Raw genomic sequence first — 24645 nt, 5'->3', positions numbered from 1 at the left:
CCTCGGCGGCGGCGGCATCGGCGACCACGCCGACATGGCTCAGCCGCCGGGCCAGCGCCGCCGGGGCGGTGACATGGCCGGCCAGCGCTTCGGCGCCGGCCGGCAGCGGTGCGGCCGAGTCGTATCCCGGCAGCTCGGCCCAATGCAGCGGCGCGCTGCGGTCGGCCGGAACCGACGCTTCGTCGCCCAGCGCCGCGCCCAGCGCGGCCTCCCAGCCGGGATCGACCCGCAGCAGGTCCAGGATCGGGGCCCGGGCATCGCCGGGCTTGCTGTTGCCCAGGGCCGCGCGCAGGCCGTCGGCCTCCGCCTTCAGCCGGGTGGCTGCGCCCTCGGCCGCCTGCGAGGCGTCGCGCGCCGCGGCCAGCGCGGCATCGGCCGCCTGCTTGCGGTCCTCCGCGATGTCGACCGCCTCCTGCGTCGCCTCCAGCCGCTCCTCGGCCTCGGCCAGCACCGCGGCGGCGGCCTCGGCGCCGTCGGCGCCGGCCAGCTCGGCCTCGACCAGGGCGATCTGGCGCCGGGCATCCTCGTCCCGGCGGGCGAGGTCCAGCAGCCGGCCCTCCAGCTCACGCTGGCGCTTCAGCAGGCTCTGCCGCCGCGCCTCGTCGCCGGCCGCGGCCTCGGTCAGCGCGGTCAGCTGGCCGTCGAGCGCGTCGACCACCTCGCGCTGGGTGTCGATCGCCGCGCGCGCCTCAGCCTCGGCATCGGCCTCGCCGGCGCTCTGGCGGTCGATCCGCTCGCGCTCCTCGGCCAGCCGGGCCAGGGCCTGGGCGGCGTCGGTGGCCAGTGACCGCTCGCGCACCAGGTCGCCCTTGACCTGCTCCAGCCGCCGGTTGGTGTCGAGGATCGCCTGGCTCAGCCGGCCGGCCTCGGCCTCGAGTGTTTCACGTGAAACCAGCAGGCGCTGCAGCGTCGCGGCCGAATCGGCGTCGGTCTTGCGCAGCGGCGGCAGGGCGGCGGCGGCCTCGGCCTGCTCGGTGGTGCCGCGGGTCGCCGCGATCATGCGCTCGCCGACGATCCGCTCATTGGCGTCATAGGCCTGGCGGGCGGCGGCCAGCACCGTCACCGCCTCGGTCCACTGCAGGTGCAGCAGCACCGCCTCGATCTGGCGGATCTGTTCGGAGATGGTGCGGTAGCGCACGGCCTGCCGCGCCTGCTTGCGCAGGCCGCCGAGCTGGGCGTCCAGCTGCACCAGCACGTCGTCCAGCCGCAGCAGGTTCTCATCGGCCGACCGCAGCCGCAGCTCGGCCTCATGGCGCCGGCTGTGCAGGCCGGTGATCCCGGCCGCCTCCTCCAGCACCTGCCGCCGCTCGGCCGGGCGGGCGGAGATCATGGCCGCGATCCGGCCCTGGCTGACCAGGGCGGGCGAGGCCGGGCCGGAGGCGTTGTCCTGGAACAGCAGCTGGACGTCGCGGGCGCGCACCAGCTTGCCGTTGATGCGGTAGTCCGACCCGGTGCCGCGCTCGATCCGCCGGGTGATCTCGATGCTGTCGGCGTGGTCCCAGCCCGGCGCGCCGCGGTCGGCATTGTCGAGGGTGATGGTCACCTCGGCCAGGTTGCGCGCCGCCCGGCCGGTGGTGCCGCCGAAGATCACATCGTCCATCTCCTGGCCGCGCATGCGCCGGGCGGAGTTCTCACCCATCGCCCAGCGCAGCGCCTCGACCAGGTTGGACTTGCCGCAGCCGTTCGGCCCGACCACCCCGGTCAGGCCGGGTTCGATCGTCACGTCCGTCGGGTCGACGAAGGATTTGAAGCCCGACAGGCGGAGCCGGGCGAAATGCACGGCGGCGGGTCCCAGACCGTCAGTTGGTCGCGACGCCCTTCTCGGCGAGCTTCTTGTCGAAGAGCGCCTTGAAGGTGTCGAAGCTGGCCTCGCCCTCGATCTTCTCGCCCTCGACGACGAAGGTCGGGGTGGCGTTGACCTGGTAGGCCGTGGTGGCGTCCTGGCCCAGCTTGACGATGGCGTCGGCGACGCTGTTGTCGGCCAGGCAGGCGTCGAACTTGTCCTTGGGCAGGCCGGCCATGCCGCCGATCTGGGCCAGGGCCGCGATCGGGTCCTTGGCCGTGGCCCAGCTGGTCTGGGTCTGGAACAGCACCTTGGCGATGTTGAAGTACTGCTCGCGCGGGGCGCAGCGCGCCATCATGCCGGCGCGCAGGTCCAGCCCGTTCAGCGGGAACTGGCGGAACACCAGCTTCACCTTGCCGCTGTCGATGTAGGTCTTCTCGATCTGCGGCAGCACGTCATTGGCGAAGGCGGCGCAATGCGGGCAGGTGAAGGAGGCGAATTCCAGCATCGTCACCGGCGCGTCGGCCTTGCCGAGCACATAGTCGGTGTCGGTGATCTTCGGGTCCCAGGCCTGGGCCGAGGCCGAACCGGTCATGAACGTCGCCGCGGCGAGGGCCAGGCCGGCGAACAGGGTCTTCAGCATCCGATGGTCTCCATGCATTCAGGCCTTATCGCGGCGGCGTTCGGGCATAAAGCGCCCGGCCGAACGCCGCAAGTCGGGATTTCCACTCCAGGTCGTCGACCGCATCGAGCGACTGCGCCAGCATTGCCTCTTCCGCCGGGGTCAGGGCACGGCGGCGCGGTGTCGCGGGCCGGCGCGCCAGCGGCGCCTGGACCAGCTTCATCCGCACGATGGCGGCGTAGCCGAAATGGCCGTTGATCCGCTCGATCAGCCGGTCCTGGTCGTGCTGCAGCAGCAGGGCGTCGGCGGGGTCGACCCGCAGCGCCAGCGTGCCGCCGTCGCGCCGCCCGGCGGGAAAGGTCAGCTTCTCCGGCACCGCGCGGTCGGCCCAATGGTCGCCCACCACCGCGGGCCAGTCCGCGAACAGGCTGCCGATGGCGCTGCGTCCGCCGCCCAGCGCCTTGCGGGCCAGGGCGGGAACCAGGGCGGCCATGGATCTCGGATAGCTCATCAACAGGCCTTCGGGGCGGGGTGCTGCGACCGGATCGAATTGCGGGACTCGTGCCCCTAGTGTTACGCCATGGGCACCGGAGCGGCAACGCAAGCCATGCCTGACACAGCCACGTCCACCCCATCCCATCCGGGGCCCGATCTGGCCCCTTCGCTGCTGGCCTGGTACGACCGGCATCGCCGCGTCCTGCCCTGGCGCGCGCTGCCGGGGCAGAAGGCGGACCCGTACCGGGTCTGGCTCAGCGAGATCATGCTGCAGCAGACCACCGTGGCGGCGGTGAAGGACTATTTCCTCGACTTCACCGGGCGCTGGCCGACCGTGGCCGACCTCGCCGCCGCGCATCTCGACGATGTGCTGCGCGCCTGGGCGGGCCTGGGCTACTACGCGCGGGCTCGGAACATGCATCGCTGCGCCGGTCTGGTGGTGGAACGCCATGGCGGAGTGTTCCCGTCGGACGAGGCGGAATTGCGGCAGCTGCCTGGGGTGGGCGACTACACCGCGGCGGCGATCGCGGCGATCGCCTTCGACCGGCCGGCCGCCGTCATGGACGGCAATGTCGAACGGGTGATGGCGCGGATCTTCGCGGTCGAGACGCCGCTGCCCACCGCCAAGCCGACCCTCAAGGCGCATGCCGCCGCCCTGACCCCGCGGCGCCGGCCGGGCGACTACGCCCAGGCGGTCATGGACCTGGGAGCCACCATCTGCACCCCGCGCAGCCCGAAATGCATCCTGTGCCCGTGGACCGAGGCGTGCCGGGCCCGCCGCCGCGGCATCGCCGAGACGCTGCCGGCCAAGCTGGCCAAGGCGGCGAAGCCGACCCGCCGCGCCGTCGCCTTCTGGCTGACCGACGACCAGGGCCGAGTGCTGCTGCGCCGCCGGCCGCCGAAGGGCATGCTGGGCGGGATGATGGAGTTCCCGTCCTCCGCCTGGCTGGAGCAGCCGATGCCGGATCTGGCGGCGGTGCGCGGCGAGGCGCCGGGGGCGGCAGATTGGCGGATCCTGCCGGGACTGGTGCGCCACGGCTTCACCCATTTCGACTTCGAGCTGACGGTGGCGGCGGGCCGGAGCCGCGGTTCCCTGGACGGGATCTGGATGGCGCCCGACCAGCTGGGCGAGGCCGGGCTGCCGACCGCGATGTGGAAGATCGCCCGCCATGCCCTGCGGCATCTTGAATGACGGGGTCCGGCGCCTCAAATCAGCCTTAGTCACCGGCCCTGATCCGACCTCGTCAGGACGGTGCGGTTGCGCAAGTATCGGCCCGGGCCGGTCAGCGGCGATTGGCGTGCGACTCTGTGGCGCCCCGTTTCGTCTTGATCTCCGGGCCTTTGTTCTTCACCCTGCCGGCGCGCTGGCCATGAGGCTGCGCGCGATCGTAAGGAAACCGTGTCCATGTTCATCCAGACCGAGCAGACACCCAACCCGGCCAGCCTGAAGTTCCTGCCGGGCCGCGCGGTGATGGATGCGGGCACCGCCAACTTCCCGTCGGTGGAAACGGCGGCGCGGTCGCCCTTGGCGCAGCGCCTGTTCGAGATCGACGGCGTCACCGGCGTCTTCCTCGGCACCGACTTCGTGACGGTGACCAAGGCCGACCCGGTCGACTGGTACGTGCTGAAGCCGTCGGTCCTCGGCGCGGTCATGGAGCATTTCACCGCCGGCCGCCCGGTTCTGGTGGCCGAGACGGCGGCGGAAGGCTCCGATGCCGCCACGGGCGAGGAATCCGAGATCGTCGCCCAGATCCGGGAGCTGATCGACACCCGCGTCCGGCCCGCCGTGGCTCAGGACGGCGGCGACATCGTGTTCCAAGGCTACGAGGAAGGGGTGGTCTACCTGCACATGCAGGGCTCCTGCTCCGGCTGCCCCAGCTCGACCATGACGCTGAAGGCGGGCATCGAGAACATGCTCAAGCACTACATCCCCGAAGTGACGGAGGTGCGCGCCGTCGCCTGACGGCGGGCTGCGCTCCCCCCGGCGGCGCTCCTGAGACATAGGAGCGTCCGCGAACCCGGTCGTGCCGATAGGCGGGGCGCCCGGGGTCGCTGATCCGGGCGCAACCGTGAACGAGGTCCATGCAGGTTCGTTTGTTCCGACCGGCCGCCGCCTTGGCCGGCCTTTTGCTGATCGTGCCCCTTGCCGTGGCAGCCGCCGAGCCACCGGCACCCCCACCCCCCGCGATCGTCGATCAACAAGTGGCAGATCTGCCGCCGCTTCTGGCTGCACCGGCCTCGGCCGTGCCGCCGATCGACAAGACCTCCGACGTCGTCCTCAGGGTCGACAGCGCGGGCAAGCTCAGCGACATCTTCGACAGCGTCGACTACACCCTCGCCGATGTGCGCGACGGTGAGGCCGAGGTTCCGCGCCTGCTGGTCGAGGCGATGCCCGACGATTTGCGCCGGCTCGGTTCCCTCGATCTGCGCAAGGACGTGTTCTTCAACGCGCTGCTGCCGCTGGTGCTGCGGGTGAACGAGGACATCCGGCACGACCGCGACCGGCTGCTGGCGCTGCAGAGGCTGCAACGCCTCGGCCTGGAGCCGCGGGGCGAGGCGGCGGCCTGGCTCAGCGCGCTGAGCGAGCGCTACGGCGTCGCCGACGGCGACATCGACGCGCTGCTGCTGCGGGTCGATGTGGTGCCGCCCTCGCTGGCGCTGGCCCAGGCGGCGGTCGAATCCGGCTGGGGCACCTCGTACAGCGCCCAGCGTCGCAACGCCCTGTTCGGCCAGACCACGGGGTCCGCGGTGCGCTACGCCGCCTTCGAACGGCTGATCGACGGAGTCGCCTCCTACGCCCGCAATCTCAACACCCATCCGGCCTATGCCGCCTTCCGGGCGCAGCGTGCAGCGCAGCGAGCCGCGCGGCAGAAGCTTGACGGCTATGATCTGGCGTCGACCCTCACGCGCTATTCCAGCCGCGGCACGGCCTATATCCGGGATGTTCGGGCCATGATCCGCGGAAACGACCTGGTCGAGCTCGATTCCGCCCGGCTTGCCGCGGACCGCGCGATCGGCTTACCTGCCGCCAGCTGAAATTTTCTGCAGCAGGGCCGGCATGGCGCTCGACAACACCGCTCTCAACACGCTGTTCCGCGAAGCCCGCGCCAGGTGTGCCTTTCTCGACGAGGCGATCCCGGAGGCGACGCTGCGGGCGGTCTACAACCTGCTGAAGCAGGGCCCGACCGCCGTCAATTCCAGCCCGGCCCGGATCGTCTTCGTCACCTCCGAGCCGGGGCGGGCGGCGCTGCGGTCAGCGCTGGGTCCGGCCCTGGATTCCGACGTGGTCGGGGCGACGCTGCAAGCACCGGTGACGGCGATCGTGGCTTACGATTCCGCGTTCCACGAACAGCTGCCGCGGCTGCTGCCGGACCAGCCGCAGGCTGCGGCGCGCTTCGCCGCCCAGCCCGAGATGGCGCAGGATACGGCGCAGCGCGGCGCGGCGATGCAGGCGGCCTACCTGATCATGGCGGCGCGCGGCGTCGGGCTCGGCTGCTGGCTGGTCGGCGAATTCGACCGCGCCAAGGTCGACGCCGCCTTCCTGTCCGGCACCCGCTGGCGCTCCAGCCTGCTGGTCGACATCGGCTATGTCGACCGCAGCAAGGAATTCCCCCGCCGCCCGCGGCTGGAGTTCGAGGACGTCTGCCGGATCGTATGAGCGACTATAGCATCCCCGGGTTCAGCGCACTGTCCGACAGCCGGGGATAGGCGGCGGCGCCCGGCAACTGGTAGTGCCACCATTCGAAGGCATAGCTTTCCCAGCCGGTGACCGCCATCAGCCCGGCCAGCAGCACCCGGTTGCGCTGGGCCTCGGCCGGGATGTCGGGGCTGGCGTGATGCGACCGCTCGTCGATCTCGTCGAAGCCCGTGCCCATGTCCAGCACCCGCCCGTCCGGATCCTGCAACGTCAGGTCGACCGCCACACCGGCATTGTGGTTCGACCCGCCGCGCGGATCGGCGACATAGCGCGGGTCGGGCAGTGCCTCCCAGAACCGCCACTGCGCCTCGATCGGCCGGAAGGCGTCGAGGATCCGCAGGCGCAGCCCGATCGCCCGGGCCGCCGCCGCGGTCTTTCGCAGCGCCGCCGCCGCTTCGGGGTGGAGATAGCAGGCCGCCCGGCGGTAGATGATGCGCCCGGTCAGGTTGTCCGGCGTGGCATAGCGCAGATCGATCTCGACGTCGTAGGCTTCAGGACGAATTTCCGTGAGCAGCATGATGGGTCCAGCAAGGGCGGCGGGCGGCAGAAGGGCTAGCACGCCGGGCGGATGCGCGGGAGGCGGCGCGTGATCGTGCTCGGCCTCGACGCGGCCGGCGCCGGCTGCGGCGTGGCGGTGCGGCGCGACGGCCGGGTGGTGGCCGCCCGCACCGAAGCGATGGCCCAGGGCCATGCCGTGCGCCTGGTGCCACTGGTGCTGGAGGTGCTGGCCGAAGCCGGGGTGGCGGTGGCGGAGATCGACCTGTTCGGCGTCACCACCGGCCCCGGCTCCTTCACCGGGCTGCGGGTCGGGCTGGCCACGGTCGGCGGATTGGCACTCGGCGCCGGCCGGCGGATCGTCGGCATCCCCAGCTTCGATGCCGTGCTGGCCGATCTCGATCCGGTCGCCGACGGCACCATCCTGGTGGCCCTGAACGGCCGCCGCACCGAACCCTTCGCCCGGATGTTCGATGCCGCCGGCCGGCCGCTGCTAGGGGCGCTAGCAGGGCCTTTGTGCCTGCCCGCCGCCGATCTGGCGGCGCTGATCCCGCCCGGGCCCCTGACCGTGGCCGGCGACGGCGCCGACCTGCTGCTGCCGGCGGTGGCCGGGCGGGCGGGGGTGCGGCGCGCCGGGCCGCCGGCGATCGATCCCGCCACCGTGGCCCGGCTGGCCGAGGCGCGGGCCGACGAGGCGCGCGAAGGCCCGCCGCCGCCGCTCTATGTCCGCCCGCCCGACGCGGTGCCCCTGGCGGACCGCGTGTCGAAACCGTGACCGCACTGCGGGTCGTCCCGGCCGGTGCGGCCGAGGCCGGGGTGCTGTCGGCCCTGTACGAGGCCGGCTTCGGCGAGGCCTGGGTGGCGCAGGAGCTGGCCCGGCTGCTGTCCAGCCCCGGCGTCTTCGCCCTGATCGCGCTCGATGTGGCCGATGAGCCGGTCGGCTTCGCGCTGGGCCGGGTGGCGGCGGACGAGGCCGAGATCCTGTCGATCTCCCTGCTGCCGGCGCAACGCCGCCGGGGCGGCGGCCGGCTGCTGCTCGACGCGCTGGTCGCCCGCTGCGCCGCGGCCGGGGCGGCGGCGCTGTTCCTCGAGGTCGCGGTCGACAATGCGGCGGCGCTGGCCCTGTACCGCCGCGCCGGCTTCCAGGAGGCCGGGCGGCGCAAGGGCTACTACAAGGTCGGTGACGCCGCGGTGGATGCGCTGGTCATGCGGCGGGAGCTGGCGCCGGGCAACGGCGCGTAGCCTCTCCCGCTTGCAGGACCTCTTCAAAATAATCGGAGGCGGCTCTTCTTTTGTCCCCCCTCCCCTTGCGGGAGGGGGGTAGGGGGAGGGGTCTGCGCGCGTCCGCGCGAAGGCCTCAAAAGATTAGGCTGAGCAGGATTGCCAGTGCCCAAGCCGGCTCGGGCGGCGGAAACCCCCTCCCCCTACCCCCCTCCCGCAAGGGGAGGGGGGACTTATTTTGAGCCGCGCCGCGAGTCGAGGCGACGTAAAGGGCTACTGCCGGGTCGGCCGCAGCACCTCGGCCAGGGACCGGGTGGCGCTGCCGCGGGGCAGGGGCTTCTGCTGGCTGTCATGCGGCGACCAGCCGGCCAGGAACAGCACCTCGAAGCTGGCCGGGATGCGCCCGTCGGGCTCGGCGAAACGCTCGGCGTAGCGGGCGGCCACGGTGGGCCAGAAGCCGCGCGGCGGCGGCGCCGGGTTGCGGTTCAGCCCGGCATTGGTCTCGCCCATGCCGCGCAGGTCGGCGAACAGGCGGAAGGCGTTCTCATAGGTCACCGTCACCGTCTCGGCATCGGCCACCGGCAGGGCGAAGCCGGCGCGCTGCAGCAGCCCGGCGGCGTCGCGCAGGTCGGCGAAGGGGGAGAGGCGCGGGCTGGCGCCGCCCAGCAGTTCGGTCTCCGCCTCGGTCAGGGCGACGCGCAGCTCGGCCAGGGTGCCGGCGCCCAGCATCGCCGCCAGGAACAGCCCGTCCGGGCGCAGCGACTGGCGGATCTGCAGCAGCGCCCCGGGCAGGTCGTTGACCCAGTGCAGCGACAGGTTGGACAGCACGAGGTCCAGCGAGCCCTCGCCGAAGGGCAGCAGCTCTTCGTCGCAGGCCAGGGTCGGCCGTCCGTTGGCGGCGGCCCGGCCGGCCAGGGCCGGCGACAGGTCGGCCTGGACCAGCGTGCCGACGCGGTCGGTGCCGGCCAAAGCGCGGGCCACGGCGCCGTCATGGCAGCCGAGGTCGAGCGCCGCCGGGAAGCGGCGGCTGACGTCGAGCAGCCGGTCGGCCAGCATCGCCGCCACATGGTCGAACAGGAAGCCATGCTCGGCCAAGCCCGGCGCCGCCCGGTCGCGCCGCCGGCGCACCAGCGCCCGGTCGAACACCATCATGCCGTCGGAAGTCGTCATGGCGCGCACTATAGGGGCAGCCGCTGCGGGCCGCGAGCCGCGCGGCGCTCGACGGGCGCAGCCCGGATCTGTACCGATTGGGGGGCTGCAGGGAGACGGGCGATGGGCGGAAGCGACAGGCCGGTGGCGCTGGTGACAGGGTCGACCTCGGGGATCGGCGCGGCGGTGGCCCGGCGCCTGGCCGCGGAAGGCCATATGGTGGCGCTGCATTCCCGCGCCTCCGCCGCGGCCGGCGAGGCGCTGGCGGCGGAGCTCGGCGCCAGCTACACCGCGGCCGACCTGGCGACGGATGACGGCCCGGCCGCGCTGGTCCGGGCCGTGCTGGCGCGGCACGGCCGGCTCGACGTGCTGGTCAACAGCGCCGGCATCACCGCCACGGTGCCGCATGCCGACCTGAAGGGCGCGACCGCCGAAATCTGGCGCCGGCTGCACCAGGTCAACGTCATCGCCCCCTGGCTGCTGGTGGCCGAGGCCGAGGGGGCGCTGCGCGAGGCAGCGGCGCGCGGCCGGCCGGCGGCGGTGGTCAATATCGGGTCCCATGCCGGGACCCGGCCGAAGGGCGCCTCGATCCCCTATGCCGCGTCGAAGGCGGCGCTGCACCACATGACCCGGCTGCTGGCGAAGTCCCTGGCGCCGGCGATCCGGGTCAACGCCGTCGCCCCCGGCCTGGTCGACACGCCGATGACCGCGAGCTGGGTCGAGGCGCAGCGCCTGTGGGCCGAGGGGTCGCCGATGCGCCGCGCGGCCCGGCCGGAGGATGTCGCCGACCTGGTCTTCTCGCTGGTCCGCTCCGACTACGTCACCGGCGAGATCGTGATGCTGGATGGCGGCCTGAACCTGATGTGAGGCCGGCATCCGGGATGTGAAAAGCACATGAGAGCCATGAGGCCGCGTTTTCGCGTGCCTATGTCTTGGGCAGCCGTGCCCGGCCGTGGAATACTCGGGCGCGGCGAGGATCGGGGAGAGAGCATGCGCTGGACCGGCTCGAGGGCCCTTTTGCTGTGCGGCGTCCTCGGGGCCGGCGTGCTGCCCGCCGCGTCGGGATGGGCGGACACATCCGCCGTCGTCGCCAAACAGTTCCTGGTCACCACCGCCCACCCGCTGGCCGCCCAGGCCGGCTATGACGTGCTGGCCGAGGACGGCACCGCGGTCGACGCCATGGTCGCGGTGCAGCTGGTGCTGAACCTGGTCGAGCCGCAGTCGAGCGGCATCGGCGGCGGCGCGCTGCTGCTGCATTTCGACGGGGTGACCGGCGACCTGAAGACGCTCGACGGCCGCGAGACCGCGCCGCGCGCGGCGGACGGCCGCATGTTCCTCGGGCCGGACGGCCAGCCGCTGCCCTTCTACGGCGCCGTGGTCGGCGGCCGGTCGGTCGGCACGCCGGGGACCCTGAAGCTGCTGCTCGAGGCGCATCACCGCTGGGGCAAGCTGCCGCTGGAACGGCTGTTCCAGCCGGCGATCGACCTCGCCGAGGGCGGCTTCGCGGTCTCGCCGCGCCTGGCCGGGCTGCTGGCCGGCGACACGGTGGAGCGGCTGAAGGCCGACCCGACGGCGCGCGACTACTTCTTCCCCGGCGGCCAGCCGCTGCAGGCCGGGCAGGTGGTGAAGAACCCGGCCTTCGCCGAGACCCTGCGGCTGATCCTGAGCGACGGGGGCAAGGCCTTCTACCAGGGGCCGATCGGTGCCGACATCGTCGCCGCCGTGCAAGGCGCCGCGGGCAATCCCGGCCGGCTGGCGGCGGAGGATCTGGCGGCGTATCGCGTGGTCGAGCGCCAGCCGCTCTGCACCGCCTACCGCCTGTGGCGGGTCTGCGGCATGGGGCCGCCCAGCTCCGGCGGCATCGCCGTGGGCCAGATCCTCGGCCTGCTCGAGCATTTCGACATGAAGGCGATCGGGCCGGACACGGCGGACGCCTGGCACCTGTTCGCCGAGGCCGGGAAGCTGGCCTATGCCGACCGCGACCGCTATGTCGCCGATGCCGACTTCGTCTCGGTCCCGGTGCCGGGGCTGATCGACGACGGGTACCTGACGGCCCGGGCGCAGGCGATCTCGCTCGACCGCGCGGCGCCGGTGCCGGTGGCGCCGGGCAACCCGCCCTGGCGCAAGGCGCAGGAATGGACCTCCGACACCTCGGCCGAGCCGCCGGACACCAGCCAGGTCTCGATCGTCGACGCCGACGGCAGCGCGGTGTCGCTGACCACCACGATCGAGGGCAACTTCGGCTCGCATCTGATGGTGCGCGGCTTCCTCCTCAACAACGAGCTCACCGACTTCTCCTTCCTGCCCGAGGCCAATGGCCGCCCGGTGGCGAACCGGGTGGAGCCGGGGAAGCGGCCGCGCAGCTCGATGGCGCCGACCATCGTGCTCGACGCCGAGGGCCAGCCGGTGCTGGTGATCGGGTCGCCCGGCGGCGCCCGCATCATCCCCTATGTCGCCGAGGCGATCGTCGGCGTGCTCGACTGGGGGCTGGACATGCAGCAGGCGATCGACCTCGGCCACGTCGTCAACCTCAACGGCCGCACCGAGCTCGAGGCCGGGACGCCGGTGGCGGGGCTGAAGGACGCGCTCGCCGCCCGCGGCCATGACGTGACGGTGACGGAGCAGAGCAGCGGGCTGCAGGGCATCGAGATCACCAAGTCAGGCCTGGTCGGCGGCGCCGACCCGCGGCGCGAGGGCGTCGCGCTGGGCAAGTGAGCCGCGGCGATGCGCCCATGGCTCCGGCAGGCCGGGACCGCGGTGCTCGATGCGGTGCTGCCGCTGCGCTGCCTGTCCTGCGGCGCCGAGATCGCGGCGCCGGGGGCGCTGTGCTCCACCTGCTGGGCCCAGCTGGATTTTCTCGGCCCGCCGCAATGCCGCTGCTGCGGCCTGCCCTTCGAGCATGCGGCGGCGGCCGGGGCGGGGGAGGATCCGGTCTGCGCCGGCTGCCTCGCTCATCCGCCGCTGTGGGACCGGGCCCGCGCCGCCGTCCTGTATGACGATGCCAGCCGCAAGCTGATCCTGGCCTTCAAGCATGGCGACCAGACCCATGCGTCACCGGCCTTCGGCCACATGCTGGCCCGGGCCGCGGCACCATTCCTGGCCGAGATCGACCTGATCGCGCCGGTGCCGCTGCACCGCTGGCGGCTGCTGCGGCGGCGCTACAACCAGGCGGCGCTGCTGGCGCTGGCCCTCGGCCGCATCGCCGGCCGGGCGGTCGCCCCCGACCTGCTGCAGCGCCGCCGGTCGACGCCCAGCCAGGGCGGCCAGGACCGCAACGCCCGGCGCCGCAACGTCGCCGGGGCCTTCGCGGTGCGGCCCGGCCTTGAATCCCTGGTGGATGGGCGCCGCATCCTGCTGGTCGACGACGTGCTGACCACCGGCGCCACCATCGACGAATGCGCCCGGGTGCTGCGGCGCCAGGGCGCGGCCGGCATCGACGTCGTCACCCTCGCCCGCGTGCCTCCGCCGGGCGGGTAAAACGGGGCTTGAGGCCGCGTCCAGCGAATGGGGGCTATTCGCCGCTGGCGGAACCACTGGCATCCGCCGCCGAAAATCCTCATATTCGGAGGACTCTTCGGAGGAACGCATGCCCGACGTTACCGTCTACTCCAGCCCGTTCTGCCCTTACTGCTACATGGCCAAGAAGTTGCTCACCCAGAAGGGCGTGAACTTCGAGGAGATCGATGTGGTGGCCGAACCGTCGCGGCGCGAGGAAATGCGCCAGCGCGCCGGCGGCCGCAACACCGTGCCGCAGATCTTCATCGGCGCCACCCATGTCGGCGGCAATGACGACCTCCAGGCGCTGGACCGCGCCGGCAGGCTCGACCCGCTTCTCGCCGAGACCGCGCCGGCCTGACCGTCCCGTCCCGAGGGCGCCGCATGACCCGCTTCACCGCCGCCTGCGTCCAGCTCAATGTCGGCACCGAGATCGAGCCGAATCTGGAGCGGGCGGAGGCGGTGATCCGGCGGGCGCGCCATGCCGGGGCGGATCTGATCGCGACGCCGGAGAACACCGACTTCATCGTCCGGGGCCGCGACGCCATCCTGGCCCGCGCCCTGCCGGAGGCCCAGCATCCCGGCCTGCCCTGCTTTGCCGGGCTGGCGCGCGAGACCCGGGCGACGCTGCTGGTCGGGTCGCTCGGGATCAGGCTGCCGGGCGGCAAAGTCGCCAACCGCTCCTACCTGTTCGGCCCGTCGGGCGAGATCCTGGCGCGCTACGACAAGATCCACATGTTCGACGTCGACCTCGCCGGCAGCGAACGCTACCGCGAGAGCGCGATCTTCGACCCGGGCGACGAGGCGGTGGTCGCGCCGCTGCCCTGCGGCGGCACGCTCGGCCTGACCGTCTGCTACGACCTGCGCTTCCCCTATCTGTACCGGGCGCTGGCCCAGGCCGGGGCGGACATCCTCAGCGTGCCCTCCGCCTTCACCCGCAAGACCGGCATGGCGCATTGGCATGTGCTGATGCGCGCCCGGGCGATCGAGACCGGCAGCTTCGTCATCGCCCCGGCCCAGACCGGCGCCCATGACAAGGGCCGCCTGACCTACGGGCATTCGCTGATCGTCGCCCCCTGGGGCGAGGTCCTGGCCGATGCCGGCGAGGATGTCGGCTTCGTCACTGCCGAGATCGACCTGGCGCGGGTGGCCGAGGCGCGCAGCGCCGTGCCCGCCCTGCGGCACGACCGTCGCGTGACGCCGCCGCGCCCGCGGCTGTGCGCGGCCGGGGAGTAGCCCCCGGCCCATGGCCATCGAACGCTACGGCGTGCTCAGGGGGCGGCCGGTCGACCGCCGCCTCGCCACCGACGATTCCGACCACTACCAGATCCGGGTCGATGACGGCGCCCGCGACCATCGCATCGCCATCAACGTCCGCGGCTCGTCCTGGCCATCGCTGGTCGAATACCTCCTCGACACCGATTTCGACCATGTGCTGACCGGGCAGGTCGCGGCGCTGCCGATGGGCTTCACCCCGATCGGCCCCGGGCTGGGCCTCGACTATGTCCGCCAGGCGCTGTTCGACCGCTCGCATATGCGGCCGCTGCCGGCGACGCGGCCGGGGCCGGACAACGACCTGAACGAGAAGATCGACAGCGTGATCGCCCGCGCCATCGGCGAGCCCGGGGCCATGCTCTATGCCTTCGGCGAGCCGTTCGGCCCGGACCCGGTGACCGACCGCACCTTCGGCTTCACGCCGTCCCGTGGCATGCACGACGTCCACATGAACCAGGGCAGCCCGGAGGGGCGGTTCCTCGGCGACAACGGCCTGGGCCAGGACGGCGCCGTGCTGGTGTCCTTCCCGCAGGGGCGCTGGTCGGCGCTGTTCCTCAAGTTCCAGTCCCAGGCCTGGCGCACCGACGACGCCACCGGGCATCCGCGCCAGCCGGTGCGCGCCCGGCAGCGCAGGCTGCAGGACTGACAGCCGTTCAGTTGCCGGCCAGCACCAGGTTGAAGGGCTGGATCCCCATCTGGAATAGGGCGTCGTTGAGCGCCTTGACGCTTTCCTTGATCGGATGCTGGTCCCACTCCTCGTAATGCATCTTGATCAGGGTCGCGACCCGGTCGGCATCCCTCGGCGACAGGGCGTTCAGCCAGCCGACCATCTTCTGCTCGGACAGGCCCAGATACTTGAACGACTTGGTCAGGAACGGGCCGGCCGTCGGCGGGTCGTCGTCGGTCGAGGTGGCATGCTTGGCCAGCTGCTCGGCGATCTCGGGCCTCACATTCATCGCCTGCAGCCAGTCGCTGTCGGCCCCGTCGAACTCATGCGAATGCTCATAGGCACCGACGCCGTAATTGATGCCAGCCGCGATCAGCATCAGCACGGCGCCGACCCCGGTCCAGGCCGCGGCGCTGAGCCCGAGGATGGTGCCGGCGCCCGCGCCGACCCCCGCCGAGACCCCGGCCTCCATCGCGCCGGGGCCCATCAGGAAGGCGAGATCCCCGGCCGCGCTGAAGGTGTAGGCCAGGCCGCGGATCTTCTCCGGCGTCTGGTCCGAATTCCAGTACTGCACGGCATTGGCGGTATCGAGGCCGAAATAGGCGAAATCGGCCATGTCCCGCAGGATCGGGCTCAGCACGCCCTGCTTCAGCCCGTTCTTCAGCTTGTCCGGCATCGACAGCCCGTCGACCTGCCCGGCCAGCCGGTTGTAGCTCTGCCGGATCAGGCTGTTGTCGCCGCCGGGGGTGAACCGGCCCTTGAACCAGCCGTCGCCGAGGGCGGCGTTGCCCAGCTGCGACACCGACATCAGGCCGTGCATGATGGCGTAGGACCCGTCGGCCAGCAGGTTGCCGCTCTGGGCGAAGCCGGCGGCGGCGAAGACCGCGTTCTCGCCGAACATGATGCCGCTGACGCTCGATGACAGGCGCCCCAGCGCCCGGGCGTTGAAATGCTCGCCGTTGGGCCCCTTGAAGCTGCCGTCGGGCTGGACCGTGAACTCCTTGCCCAGGACCAGGCCCTTCAGCGCCTGCTTGGCGGGGCTGCTTGCGATCTTGGGGTCGGCCAGGGCGATGTTGGTGACCAGCTTGGTGGATTGGTAGACGACGTTGCGGACCGAGCGCTGGACCCACAGCGTGTTGGTCGGGGTCACCTGGCTGCCGCTGCCGCTCAGATCCGCGGCGGGGGTGGCGGCGACCGCGGCCTTCACGCTGTTCTGCTTCAGGTTGCCGAAATCGGGGCCGTCCTTGATGCCGCCCTTGCTGTCGAAGCCGGGCGTGCCCGTCAGCACGTCGTCATAGCCGGCGACGGTGGCGGCGATGCTCTGCGCGATCTCGGTCTTGTCCTGAAGCTGCTGGCCGTCCTTCTCGATCTGGTCGGTCTCCTTCGGGTGCTTCTGCAGCACCGTCTGGATGTATTTGTCGATCTGGGCGCTGTCGCTGTTCCCGCCCCAGTCCCGGATGGCGACGCCGAGGAACTTGGCGTGGTCCAGCGCCGTATTCTTCAGCGACTCGATCGAGCCGTTGAACTTGGTGATGCCCTCCGTGGCGGTGTACAGCGCGCCCTGCGACAGCAGCGGGTTGCTGTCCTTGGCCTGGGCGGCGATCGACAGCGACAGGGCCACATCGCCCTTGCTGGTCGCGTCGAGCGCGGTCTGGTAGTAGCCGAAGGGCAGCTGGAACACGTTCTGCTGCGCGCCGCGCTGCACCGGCTGCTTCGATTCCGCCACGACATAGCCGGCGATCCGGTCGACCGCGGCCCGGCCGTCGCCCTTCCGGCCGCCATCGGCATAGGTCGCGTGCTGGCAGGCCGCGGCCAGGTCGGCCATGACCCGCGAGGCGTGCTGCACCTCCGGGCTGCCCGGCGACATCACCATCGCCTGGGGGTACTTGGCCACGTCGTGCACGATCGACTGCGCGGTCGACTGCACCGTCGGGTCGTTCATGATCGCGATGACCTGGGCCGGCGTCGCCGTCTTCGGGTCGGTCACCTCGTTCAGCTTCTTGGCCGCCGCATCGGCGCCGCCCTGCCTGTAGGCGTCGGCCACCGCCTTGGCCGGCCGGTTGACCAGCACCTCCTGCTGCGCGTCCAGGCTGCCCTGCCTGATCGCGTCGGCCAGGCGCGGGTCGCCGCCGGTATAGGTCATGTAGACTCCGGTGCGGCCGGTGATCGACCCCAGCGCCGTGCTGCCGGTCTGGCCGTCGGCGGCGGCGATGAACTGGGCCGCCGCCTCCTTGCGCAAGGCGTTGTAGGTCGGGTCCGAATCCTTGGCCTTGGGGTCATAGGGCGTCGGCGACTTGGCGGTCTGCAGCAGCTTGCCCAGCTGGTCCTCGGTCCGGCCCTGGCCGATCAGCTGGCGCGAATACAGGTTCTCGGCGTCGGCGACGGCGTCCTTGAACACCGGGTCGTTCGGGGCCCGCGCGGCGATCGGCGCCGCCAGCGCGGCGACATCGGGCACCGCCTGCTGGGTGCCGGCATATTGCAGCTCCTGCACGATCGTCGCCGTCAGGTCGCCCTTCAGCTCGGCCGCCCTCTCCGGCGCCAGCACCTTGATCGAGGCGTCGGCCAGCTCCTTGCGCTGCTGCTCCAGGAAGCCCAGCCGCGTCGGATCGAGCACCAGGATGGTGTCGCCCTTGTCGCCCGGCTGCAGGTGGTGCGACGCCTCGGGCGGGTTGGCCGGGCGGTTACCGAAGGCCTGCAGGTCGAGGGTCGGGGTCGCGGCCAAGTTGGCGCGCAGCAGCGAATCGTCGTTGTCCTGGCTCAGGTCGACGCCGGCGCGGCGGTAGATGTTGTAGGGATTGTCCCCGTCATGCAGCGGATGATAGGTGGCGATCCCGGCGGGCGGCTCGTCCGGGCCGAACACGTTGTCGGCCGCGTCGTCGCCCGGCTTCGGCGTCACCGGGGCGGTGACGGGCGGCACCTGGGGCGGATCGGCCGGGGCGTATTTCGCCTGCTGCACCGCCAGGTCGAAGGTCGGCTGGTCGCGCTTGATGGCCGGCTGCTGCAGCAGCCAGGGATACCGCGGCTTCTCGGCGATCGGAGACACCATCGCGACCTTCCTTTCCCATGCTGGGATACGGCTTGGGAGATCGGGCCAAAGACGACGCCGGGCCGAGATCTCCGAGGCGGCAGCAAAACTGCAACAATTCCGATCATCCAGATTTCCGGCCAATGATCAAGGCCAAGCATCCGCTGGATGATTGGCCTGTGCCGTGTTGTCGTCCGATCGCCGGTTGGCCTCGGTGCGGCCGAGAAATATTGGATTTGATCGAATTTCGGACAGGATCGGCCGAATTCCATTGAATCGGCGCAGCAGGGAAATCGGTTTGCAGGCTGGTCACAATACATAGTATACGTGTTGTGACTAATGGAGATGTCCTATGCCCGAACTCGGTTTCATCCTCCTCTATGTCGACAGCCCGGCCGCCAGCGCGGTGTTCTATGCCGACCTGCTGGGCCGCAAGCCGGTCGAGACCTCGCCGACCTTCGCCATGTTCCCGCTGCGCGAGGGCGTGATGCTCGGCCTGTGGTCGCGCCACACGGTCGAGCCGGCGGCCCAGGCCGCGGGCGGTGGCGGTGAGATCGCCTTCATCGCCGAGGACGCCGACGCCGTCCATGCCGATTGGGTGCGGCGGGGGCTGGCCATCGCCCAGCCGCCGACCGACATGGATTTCGGCCGCACCTTCGTCGCCCTCGATCCCGACGGCCACCGCCTGCGGGTCCTGGTCCCGTTCGCTCCATGACCCGGCATTGGGTCGCCGTGGCCAGCCGCGATCATGTCCGGCGCGGCGTCGCGGGCGGCTTCGCCCAGGTGTCCCACGGCAAGGCCGGGCCGCTGGCGCGCATGGCCGAGGGCGACTGGATCGTCTATTACGCACCGACCCACACACGGGGTGGGCCGGATCCCTGCCGCGCCTTCGTAGCACTCGGGCGGATCGCCGCCGGCGCGCCCTACCAGGTCGAGATGACGCCGGACTTCCACGCGTACCGCCGCGACGTCGCCTGGCAGCCGGTGCAGGAGGCGCCGATCGCGCCGCTGGTGCCGGACCTGTCCTTCCTGCCCGACAAGCAGCGCTGGGGCTATCCCTTCCGCCGCGGCTGCTTCGCGGTGCCCGAGGCCGATTTCCAGCGCATCGCCGCGGCGATGGCGGTCCCGGCCGAAAGGGAGGGGCAGGGCGCATGACCACGGATTGGACCGGGATCACCCGCCATGCCGGGCCGGAGGACAGCCCCGGCTTCCTGCTCTGGCAGGCCTCGACCGCCTGGCGCCGGGCGGTCGAGGCGGCGCTGGCGCCGCTCGACCTCACCCATCCGCAATTCGTCGTGCTGGCGGTCACCGGCTGGCTGACGCGGGACGGCGCGGCGGTCGCCCAAGTCGAGATCGCGCGCTTCATCCGGCTCGACGCCAACACCGTGTCGCAGGTGCTGAAGGGGCTCGAGCGCCGGGGCCTGGTCAGCCGCCGTCCCGGCACCGACGAACGGGCCAAATCTCCGGCGCCGACCGAGGCCGGGGCGGACCTGCTGCGCCAGGCGGTGCCGGCGGTCGAAGCGGCGGATGCGGCGTTCTTCGCGCGGCTGGGCGACCGCGCCGGCGACGCGCTGGCCCTGCTGCGCCGGCTGGGATCGCCGGCCGGCGAGGTTGCCTGAGGCGCGTCGCTGCCGCATAGTGCGGCGCTGACCGATCCCAGGAGAGCAAGATGACGACGTTCATGTCCCAGCAGAAAGGAGTTCCCGCCTCTTGCAAGGACATGACGATTCATGTTGTCCCGAATTCGGAGATCGCCGGCGCGTCGAGACGCCGCCTCTAGCGACCTCGCTCTCCTCCCGCACAGCACCGCTGCCGACGACGTCCAGCCCGCCTCTCCGCTGACGCGCCGCACCGACCGCGACGTCCCGCGTGCCGTCGCCCGGGCGCGGCTGCGCAAGTTCCTGTCCGCCTACCGCCCGCACATCCCGCTGCTGGCGGCCGACCTGTTCTGTGCCGTCGTCGTCTCGGCCACGGCGCTGATCCTGCCGCTCGGCGCCAACATCGTGACCCGGCGGCTGACCGGCCTGGATGCCGCCCCGCAGGCGCTGGACGAGGTCTACATCCTCGGCGCGGCGATGCTCGCCGTGGTCCTGCTCCAGGCGCTTGCCGACCTGTTCGTCGACTACCAGGGCCATGTCATGGGCGCGAAGATGGAAAGCGCCCTGCGCCGCGAGCTGTTCGGGCACCTGCAGAAGCTGTCCTTCAGCTTCTACGACCGCGAGCGCACCGGGCAGCTGATGAGCCGGATCACCAACGACCTGTTCTCGCTGGGTGAGCTGTACCACCACGGGCCCGAGGACCTGGCGATCGCGGTGCTGAAATTCGCCGGCGCCATCGCCATCCTGGCCTGGATCGACCTGCCGCTGGCCCTGATGATCATGGCCGTGCTGCCCTTCGCGGTGGTCTACGCGCTGCACTTCAACCGCCGCATGAACCGGGCGCTCGAGCTCAGCAAGCAGCGCATCGCGGCGGTCAACGAGCGGGTGGAGGATTCGCTCGCCGGCATCCGCGTGGTGCAGTCCTTCGCCAACGAGGATGTCGAGAACCGGCGCTTCGAGGTGCAGAACGCCGCCTTCCTTGACAGCCGCCGCGCCGGCTATCGCAGCGAGGCCTTCTTCTCGATGGGGACGGAGACCTTCCCGCAGCTGATCACCGTGGTCATCATCGTGGCCGGCGCGGTCCGGGTCGCCGAAGGGCAGCTCGCCATCGCCGACATGCTGACCTTCCTGCTCTGCGTCGCGGCGCTGGTCGACCCGGTGAAGCGGCTGGCGAATTTCGCCCGGCTCTGGCAGGAGGGCTACACCGGCTTCACCAGGATGATGGAGATCCTGGAGATCGAGCCGGACATCCAGGACCGGCCCGGCGCCACCGTGCTGGCCCGGCCGTGCGGCGCGATCTCGTTCCGCGACGTCGGCTTCCGCTACGAGGACGACCGGCCGCATGTCTTCCGTAACCTCTCGCTGGACATCCGGCCCGGCGAGTTCGTCGCCCTGGTCGGCGCCTCGGGCGGCGGCAAGAGCACGCTGTGCGCCCTGATCCCGCGATTCTACGAGGTGACCGAGGGCCGGATTCTGATCGACGGCACCGACATCCGCGACGTCACCCTGGCGTCGCTGCGGCGGGCCGTCGGGGTGGTGCAGCAGGACGTCTACCTGTTCGCCGGCACGGTGGCGGAGAATCTGCGCTACGGCAGGCCGGACGCGACCGCGGCGGAGATCGTGGCGGCGGCCCGGGCGGCCAATGCGCATGACTTCATCACGGCGCTGCCGGACGGCTACGACACCGATATCGGCCAGCGCGGGGTCAAGCTGTCGGGGGGCCAGAAGCAGCGCCTGACCATCGCCCGGGCCTTCCTGAAGGACCCGGCGGTGCTGATCTTCGACGAGGCCACCAGCGCGCTGGACAACGAGAGCGAGCGGGCGGTGCAGGCGGCGCTGCTGGACCTGGCGCGGGACCGGACGACGCTGGTGATCGCCCACCGCCTGTCGACCGTGCGCCACGCCGACCGCATCCTGGTCTTGACCGACCAGGGCATCGTCGAGCAGGGGACGCATGAGGAGCTGCTGGCCACCGACGGCGCCTATGCCGGCCTCTACCGCGTCCAGGCCAGCTTCTGACGGGTGTCGGCCGCCCGCAGCTTTCGGGGGCTGCGGGCGGCCGGATCACCACAGATACGGCACCAGCCGGGCGGTGGCGCGGCTGTAGGCGGCATAGGCCGGGCCGAAGGCCTCGGCCATGAACCGCTCCTCGATCGCGGTCTTGCGGATGAAGGCGATGGCCATCAGCGCCAGCGCCACCAGCCCGGCCCAACGGTCGATGGCGATGGCGGAACCGGCCGCGGCCAGCAGCATGCCGGTGTAGATCGGGTGGCGGACCAGGGCGTAGGGGCCGCTGCGGACCAGCTCGTGCCCTTGTTTCACGGTGACCGTGCCGCTCCAGTTGCCGGCCAGGCGCAGTCGCGCCCAGACGGCGAAGCCGAGGCCGAGCGCCACCAGCACGGCGCCGATGATGTCGAAGCCGGCCATGCGCGGCAGGATCGGCAGCGCCAGCACCGGGCCGGCCATGGCCGGCTGGACGAGCAGCGCGACGGCCAGGGCCAGCGGCAGGATGTGGGACAGGCGCGAGGCCGCGGATTCCCGGCGGGCCGTCGGCTTGGTGCCGAAGGCGGCAAGGAACCAGTAGACGAGCCAGGCCGCCCACAGGCCGTTGATCAGGATCGCCACGGCATCCTCCGTGCTCAATCGTCGGGCGATGCTAGCCAAACCGGCTGTCCGCGGCCAGCCGGCCGCGACCTCGGTTGCGGCGAGGCGTGAAGCCGCCTACGCGCCGATCGCCGCGATGCGCCGGGCCAGCGCCTCCAGCCCGTGGTCGCGGATGCCGAGTTCGGCCAGATGCTCGAAGGTGGAGCGGAAGTACTCGGCGCAGCTGCCGAGCTGGCCGCAGGCGCCGGCCAGCACCCGGGCCGTCTCGTCTTCCGACAGCCGGCCGGCGTAGCGCGGCTGGGTGCGGTTGATGGTGAAGGTGATGGCCCGCACCGGCCCATCCTCGGTGGCGGCCGTCACCCAGCGCGGGGTGTAGGAAGCGGTGACCATCTCGCGCCGCCAGATCAGGTCCAGCTCCTCATGCACAGCGTCGGCGGCGATGCGGAAGGCCACGCCGCGGCAGGTGCCGCCGCGGTCGAGGCCCAGCACCAGCCCCGGCCGATCCGGCGTGCCGCGGCCCAGCGCCGTCCACAGGCAGAAGCGGCGGTGCCAGCCATGGATCAGGCCGGTCCGGCGCTCGACGAAATGGAAGGCCGGATTCCAGATCAGCGAGCCATAGGCGAAGACCCAGACATCGCCGGTCGCCCCTTCGGCGTCCAGCATCGCCCGGCGTGAGTCCGCCAGCGCCTCGAAGGACAGCAGCTTGGCCGTCGGGTCGCCGGCCGCGACCATGCGCTGCAGCACGCCGTCCTTCAACGTCTCACGGGTGATGGCGGTGGTCTGGATGACCGACGGGGCGTCGCTCACGGCGTCTCCCACCGCCCCGAGGTGGCGGAGCGGAAGACGGCGTCGATCACCCGCATGTTGGCCAGGGTGTTCTCCAGCGGCACCGGCTGCTCGCCCTTGTCCAGGATCGCCTCGGCGAAGACGGTGGCCGCCAGGCCGTACTGGTCGCAGACCGGGATCTCGACCGGCTTGATGCCCTCGCCGAACAGGCTCGACCCATCATCGACCAGCAGGCGGCAGGGCCGGTCGTTCGGCGCGTTGAACGGGATCTCGACCTCGATCCGGCCCTTGGTGCCCAGGAAGTGCATGCGCTGGTAGCCGGGAAGCTGGGTGGAATAGACGAAGCTGGCCTGGATGCCGTCGAAATCCAAGAGCGCGCTGCCCAGCCGGTCGACCTTGAACACCGGGTCGCGGTCCAGCAGCGACACCACGCGGCGCGGCTCGCGCCCGGTGACGAAGCGCGCGGTGGTGATCGGGTAGCAGCCGATGTCCAGCAGTCCGCCGCCGCCGATATCCGCCTTGTTGCGGATGTTGTTGGGGTCGATGTTGCGGTAGGTGAAGGCGCCGGTGATGGCGCGCAGCTCGCCGATCGTGCCGTCCTGGACCAGCTCGCGCACCCGCAGCCATTGCGGGTGGGTGCGCACCATGAAGGCTTCCTGGATCCGGCGGCCGCTCTTGTCCCGCGCCGCGATCAGCTGCTTCGCCTCGTCGGCGTTCAGCCCGATCGGCTTCTCGCACAGCACATGCTTGCCGGCCTCGACCGCCTTGATCGTCCATTCGACATGCAAATGGTTCGGCAGCGGGATGTAGACCGCGTCGATCTCGGGGTCGGCCAGCAGCGCCTCATAACTGTCATAGGCGACCGGAAGCCCGTATTTCGCGGCGGCGGCGGCGGATTTCCCGGCCGATCGCGACGCGATGGCCTTGACCCGGCAATGCGGCGCCCGGGTCATCGGCGGCACGACCTTGTCGTTGATCTTGGCGGCGCCCAAGACGCCCCAGACGATCGTTCCTACGGCCACGCCCTGTCTCCTCTCGATCGGAAAAGCCCGACGTTTCACACATCCGCGACGATCCTAGACGGTCTCGGCATCGCGGAGGAGCGCTCAGGGCGCAGGCACAGGATGCGGTTCGGGCGACCCGGCCAGCGCCGCGACCGGCGCGAGATCGGCGACGGCGCACAGCCGCTGCACCACCCCGGCCCGCGGCGATGCCACCTCGCCATGCTCATAGGCCACCACCTGCAGCCGGCCGCGCACCGCCTCCAGCAGCTCGCCGGCCTGCAGCAGATGCGCCGGCGTCGCCGGCCGGCCGAAGCGCTGGTGACCCTGGGCGAAGGTCTCGTAGATCAGCACCCCGCCCGGCGCCAGCGCGTCGGCCAGCACCGGCAGCAGCGGCCGGTGCAGGTAGTTGGTGACGACGATGCCGGCGAAGCGCCGCCCGGCAAAGGGCCAGGGCCCGGCCTCGATGTCGGCGGCGACGATCTCGATGCCCTCGGTGCCGGCGAGGTCGCCGACGCCCTGCAGGTCGATGTCGACGCCGGTCACGGCATGGCCGCGGGCCCGGAAATGGCGCAGGTGGCGGCCGCCGCCGCAGGCCAGGTCCAGCACCGGCGCGGTCCTCGGCACCAGCGGGGCGAAGCGGGCGACCCAGGGAGAAACGAGGGGGATATGCAGCAGCGGCGGGGCTGGGAGCGTCATTTTCTTTGCGGCTGGCGGTGGAGCATCGTATGA

The 24645-nt window shown here is 71.6% G+C and carries 26 protein-coding genes; 16 read left to right on the top strand and 10 right to left on the bottom strand.

Going from position 1 to position 24645, the window contains the following annotated elements; all coding sequences use genetic code 11:
* The 3 genes from AB4112_RS34050 to AB4112_RS34040 form a co-directional block, all read right to left on the bottom strand.
* On the bottom strand, positions 1-1780 hold a 1780-nt coding region (locus AB4112_RS34050; protein ID WP_441726630.1), incomplete at its 3' end, for an AAA family ATPase.
* A 19-nt stretch (positions 1781-1799) separates the two neighbouring features.
* The gene (locus AB4112_RS34045; protein WP_309798458.1) at positions 1800-2426 is read right to left on the bottom strand and encodes a DsbA family protein; all 627 of its coding nucleotides are present in this window, start codon (positions 2424-2426) and stop codon (positions 1800-1802) included.
* 25 nt (positions 2427-2451) lie between these two features.
* Positions 2452-2916 (bottom strand): DUF721 domain-containing protein, encoded by a 465-nt coding sequence (locus AB4112_RS34040; RefSeq protein WP_309798459.1) that lies wholly within the window; start codon positions 2914-2916, stop codon positions 2452-2454.
* 96 nt (positions 2917-3012) lie between these two features.
* Here AB4112_RS34040 and mutY point away from each other — a divergent pair, with 96 nt between their 5' ends.
* The 4 genes from mutY (at position 3013) to AB4112_RS34020 (ending at position 6558) form a co-directional block, all read left to right on the top strand.
* Entirely contained in the window at positions 3013-4092 is a 1080-nt protein-coding gene (mutY, locus tag AB4112_RS34035; RefSeq protein WP_309798461.1) for an A/G-specific adenine glycosylase, read from the top strand.
* Between the two features lie 213 nt (positions 4093-4305).
* Positions 4306-4863: a NifU family protein gene (locus AB4112_RS34030; protein WP_309798462.1), complete on the top strand. Its 558-nt coding sequence runs from the start codon at positions 4306-4308 to the stop codon at positions 4861-4863.
* 239 nt (positions 4864-5102) lie between these two features.
* Positions 5103-5936: a glucosaminidase domain-containing protein gene (locus tag AB4112_RS34025; protein ID WP_309798464.1), complete on the top strand. Its 834-nt coding sequence runs from the start codon at positions 5103-5105 to the stop codon at positions 5934-5936.
* Positions 5937-5958: 22 nt separating this feature from the next.
* The gene (locus AB4112_RS34020; protein WP_309798466.1) at positions 5959-6558 is read left to right on the top strand and encodes a malonic semialdehyde reductase; all 600 of its coding nucleotides are present in this window, start codon (positions 5959-5961) and stop codon (positions 6556-6558) included.
* A 4-nt stretch (positions 6559-6562) separates the two neighbouring features.
* Here AB4112_RS34020 and ddpX read toward each other — a convergent pair whose 3' ends face one another.
* On the bottom strand, positions 6563-7114 hold the full coding sequence (gene ddpX / locus AB4112_RS34015) for a D-alanyl-D-alanine dipeptidase (protein ID WP_309798468.1): 552 nt from the start codon (positions 7112-7114) through the stop codon (positions 6563-6565).
* A 69-nt stretch (positions 7115-7183) separates the two neighbouring features.
* Here ddpX and tsaB point away from each other — a divergent pair, with 69 nt between their 5' ends.
* Positions 7184-7867 carry a tRNA (adenosine(37)-N6)-threonylcarbamoyltransferase complex dimerization subunit type 1 TsaB gene (tsaB, locus tag AB4112_RS34010; RefSeq protein WP_309798469.1) on the top strand — a complete coding sequence of 228 codons (684 nt, stop codon included), beginning with the start codon at positions 7184-7186 and terminating at the stop codon, positions 7865-7867.
* Positions 7864-8334: a ribosomal protein S18-alanine N-acetyltransferase gene (gene rimI, locus AB4112_RS34005; protein WP_441726622.1), complete on the top strand. Its 471-nt coding sequence runs from the start codon at positions 7864-7866 to the stop codon at positions 8332-8334. Before tsaB ends, rimI begins: the two co-directional genes overlap by 4 nt.
* Positions 8335-8586: 252 nt before the next feature.
* Here rimI and AB4112_RS34000 read toward each other — a convergent pair whose 3' ends face one another.
* Positions 8587-9483: a methyltransferase domain-containing protein gene (locus AB4112_RS34000; RefSeq protein ID WP_309798473.1), complete on the bottom strand. Its 897-nt coding sequence runs from the start codon at positions 9481-9483 to the stop codon at positions 8587-8589.
* Positions 9484-9585: 102 nt separating this feature from the next.
* Between AB4112_RS34000 and AB4112_RS33995 the strand changes: the two genes are divergently transcribed.
* From AB4112_RS33995 to AB4112_RS33970, 6 genes are all read left to right on the top strand, one after another.
* The gene (locus tag AB4112_RS33995) at positions 9586-10329 is read left to right on the top strand and encodes an SDR family NAD(P)-dependent oxidoreductase (protein ID WP_441726619.1); all 744 of its coding nucleotides are present in this window, start codon (positions 9586-9588) and stop codon (positions 10327-10329) included.
* Between the two features lie 123 nt (positions 10330-10452).
* Complete coding sequence (ggt, locus tag AB4112_RS33990) at positions 10453-12177, top strand: gamma-glutamyltransferase (protein ID WP_441726616.1); 1725 nt, start codon at positions 10453-10455, stop codon at positions 12175-12177.
* A 9-nt stretch (positions 12178-12186) separates the two neighbouring features.
* Entirely contained in the window at positions 12187-12939 is a 753-nt protein-coding gene (locus AB4112_RS33985) for a ComF family protein (protein ID WP_441726613.1), read from the top strand.
* Between the two features lie 109 nt (positions 12940-13048).
* The gene (gene grxC, locus AB4112_RS33980; RefSeq protein WP_309798481.1) at positions 13049-13318 is read left to right on the top strand and encodes a glutaredoxin 3; all 270 of its coding nucleotides are present in this window, start codon (positions 13049-13051) and stop codon (positions 13316-13318) included.
* Positions 13319-13341: 23 nt separating this feature from the next.
* Positions 13342-14193, top strand: a complete 852-nt coding sequence (locus AB4112_RS33975) for a carbon-nitrogen hydrolase family protein (RefSeq protein WP_441726609.1) — start codon at positions 13342-13344, stop codon at positions 14191-14193.
* A 10-nt stretch (positions 14194-14203) separates the two neighbouring features.
* Positions 14204-14878 carry a DUF2278 family protein gene (locus AB4112_RS33970; protein ID WP_441726606.1) on the top strand — a complete coding sequence of 225 codons (675 nt, stop codon included), beginning with the start codon at positions 14204-14206 and terminating at the stop codon, positions 14876-14878.
* A 7-nt stretch (positions 14879-14885) separates the two neighbouring features.
* Here the strand turns inward: AB4112_RS33970 and AB4112_RS33965 are convergent, their stop codons facing one another.
* The gene (locus tag AB4112_RS33965; protein ID WP_441726603.1) at positions 14886-17945 is read right to left on the bottom strand and encodes a hypothetical protein; all 3060 of its coding nucleotides are present in this window, start codon (positions 17943-17945) and stop codon (positions 14886-14888) included.
* A gap of 331 nt (positions 17946-18276) precedes the next feature.
* Between AB4112_RS33965 and AB4112_RS33960 the strand changes: the two genes are divergently transcribed.
* From AB4112_RS33960 to AB4112_RS33945, 4 genes are all read left to right on the top strand, one after another.
* Positions 18277-18639 carry a VOC family protein gene (locus AB4112_RS33960; RefSeq protein WP_309798489.1) on the top strand — a complete coding sequence of 121 codons (363 nt, stop codon included), beginning with the start codon at positions 18277-18279 and terminating at the stop codon, positions 18637-18639.
* Positions 18636-19079, top strand: coding sequence for an EVE domain-containing protein (locus tag AB4112_RS33955; RefSeq protein WP_441726600.1), 444 nt, complete (start codon positions 18636-18638; stop codon positions 19077-19079). Before AB4112_RS33960 ends, AB4112_RS33955 begins: the two co-directional genes overlap by 4 nt.
* The gene (locus AB4112_RS33950; protein ID WP_309798494.1) at positions 19076-19543 is read left to right on the top strand and encodes a MarR family winged helix-turn-helix transcriptional regulator; all 468 of its coding nucleotides are present in this window, start codon (positions 19076-19078) and stop codon (positions 19541-19543) included. Before AB4112_RS33955 ends, AB4112_RS33950 begins: the two co-directional genes overlap by 4 nt.
* A gap of 111 nt (positions 19544-19654) precedes the next feature.
* Entirely contained in the window at positions 19655-21541 is a 1887-nt protein-coding gene (locus tag AB4112_RS33945; protein ID WP_441726596.1) for an ABC transporter ATP-binding protein, read from the top strand.
* A 45-nt stretch (positions 21542-21586) separates the two neighbouring features.
* Here AB4112_RS33945 and AB4112_RS33940 read toward each other — a convergent pair whose 3' ends face one another.
* The 4 genes from AB4112_RS33940 to AB4112_RS33925 form a co-directional block, all read right to left on the bottom strand.
* Positions 21587-22147: a methyltransferase family protein gene (locus AB4112_RS33940; RefSeq protein ID WP_309798497.1), complete on the bottom strand. Its 561-nt coding sequence runs from the start codon at positions 22145-22147 to the stop codon at positions 21587-21589.
* A 96-nt stretch (positions 22148-22243) separates the two neighbouring features.
* A complete protein-coding gene (locus AB4112_RS33935; protein WP_309798499.1) occupies positions 22244-22933 on the bottom strand; it encodes a gamma-glutamylcyclotransferase in 690 nt (229 codons plus the stop codon).
* Positions 22930-23934 carry a Gfo/Idh/MocA family protein gene (locus AB4112_RS33930; protein ID WP_441726590.1) on the bottom strand — a complete coding sequence of 335 codons (1005 nt, stop codon included), beginning with the start codon at positions 23932-23934 and terminating at the stop codon, positions 22930-22932. Before AB4112_RS33930 ends, AB4112_RS33935 begins: the two co-directional genes overlap by 4 nt.
* 84 nt (positions 23935-24018) lie before the next feature.
* A complete protein-coding gene (locus tag AB4112_RS33925; RefSeq protein WP_309798502.1) occupies positions 24019-24612 on the bottom strand; it encodes a class I SAM-dependent methyltransferase in 594 nt (197 codons plus the stop codon).
* Positions 24613-24645 lie beyond the last annotated feature (33 nt).

The sequence above is a fragment of the Inquilinus sp. 2KB_23 genome (assembly GCF_052115705.1).
Classification (GTDB): Bacteria; Pseudomonadota; Alphaproteobacteria; order DSM-16000; family Inquilinaceae; genus Inquilinus; species Inquilinus ginsengisoli_A.
This window is presented reverse-complemented; position numbering and strand designations above follow the sequence as displayed.

What these genes read in the sequence shown, in the direction of transcription:
- AB4112_RS34045 (WP_309798458.1), bottom strand. Translation starts at nt 2,426, where the DNA reads ATGCTGAAGACCCTGTTCGCCGGCCTGGCCCTCGCCGCGGCGACGTTC.
- AB4112_RS34040 (WP_309798459.1), bottom strand. Translation starts at nt 2,916, where the DNA reads ATGAGCTATCCGAGATCCATGGCCGCCCTGGTTCCCGCCCTGGCCCGC.
- mutY (WP_309798461.1), top strand. Translation starts at nt 3,013, where the DNA reads ATGCCTGACACAGCCACGTCCACCCCATCCCATCCGGGGCCCGATCTG.
- AB4112_RS34030 (WP_309798462.1), top strand. Translation starts at nt 4,306, where the DNA reads ATGTTCATCCAGACCGAGCAGACACCCAACCCGGCCAGCCTGAAGTTC.
- AB4112_RS34020 (WP_309798466.1), top strand. Translation starts at nt 5,959, where the DNA reads ATGGCGCTCGACAACACCGCTCTCAACACGCTGTTCCGCGAAGCCCGC.
- ddpX (WP_309798468.1), bottom strand. Translation starts at nt 7,114, where the DNA reads ATGCTGCTCACGGAAATTCGTCCTGAAGCCTACGACGTCGAGATCGAT.
- AB4112_RS34000 (WP_309798473.1), bottom strand. Translation starts at nt 9,483, where the DNA reads ATGACGACTTCCGACGGCATGATGGTGTTCGACCGGGCGCTGGTGCGC.
- AB4112_RS33995 (WP_441726619.1), top strand. Translation starts at nt 9,586, where the DNA reads ATGGGCGGAAGCGACAGGCCGGTGGCGCTGGTGACAGGGTCGACCTCG.
- ggt (WP_441726616.1), top strand. Translation starts at nt 10,453, where the DNA reads ATGCGCTGGACCGGCTCGAGGGCCCTTTTGCTGTGCGGCGTCCTCGGG.
- AB4112_RS33985 (WP_441726613.1), top strand. Translation starts at nt 12,187, where the DNA reads ATGCGCCCATGGCTCCGGCAGGCCGGGACCGCGGTGCTCGATGCGGTG.
- grxC (WP_309798481.1), top strand. Translation starts at nt 13,049, where the DNA reads ATGCCCGACGTTACCGTCTACTCCAGCCCGTTCTGCCCTTACTGCTAC.
- AB4112_RS33975 (WP_441726609.1), top strand. Translation starts at nt 13,342, where the DNA reads ATGACCCGCTTCACCGCCGCCTGCGTCCAGCTCAATGTCGGCACCGAG.
- AB4112_RS33970 (WP_441726606.1), top strand. Translation starts at nt 14,204, where the DNA reads ATGGCCATCGAACGCTACGGCGTGCTCAGGGGGCGGCCGGTCGACCGC.
- AB4112_RS33965 (WP_441726603.1), bottom strand. Translation starts at nt 17,945, where the DNA reads ATGGTGTCTCCGATCGCCGAGAAGCCGCGGTATCCCTGGCTGCTGCAG.
- AB4112_RS33960 (WP_309798489.1), top strand. Translation starts at nt 18,277, where the DNA reads ATGCCCGAACTCGGTTTCATCCTCCTCTATGTCGACAGCCCGGCCGCC.
- AB4112_RS33955 (WP_441726600.1), top strand. Translation starts at nt 18,636, where the DNA reads ATGACCCGGCATTGGGTCGCCGTGGCCAGCCGCGATCATGTCCGGCGC.
- AB4112_RS33950 (WP_309798494.1), top strand. Translation starts at nt 19,076, where the DNA reads ATGACCACGGATTGGACCGGGATCACCCGCCATGCCGGGCCGGAGGAC.
- AB4112_RS33945 (WP_441726596.1), top strand. Translation starts at nt 19,655, where the DNA reads ATGTTGTCCCGAATTCGGAGATCGCCGGCGCGTCGAGACGCCGCCTCT.
- AB4112_RS33925 (WP_309798502.1), bottom strand. Translation starts at nt 24,612, where the DNA reads ATGACGCTCCCAGCCCCGCCGCTGCTGCATATCCCCCTCGTTTCTCCC.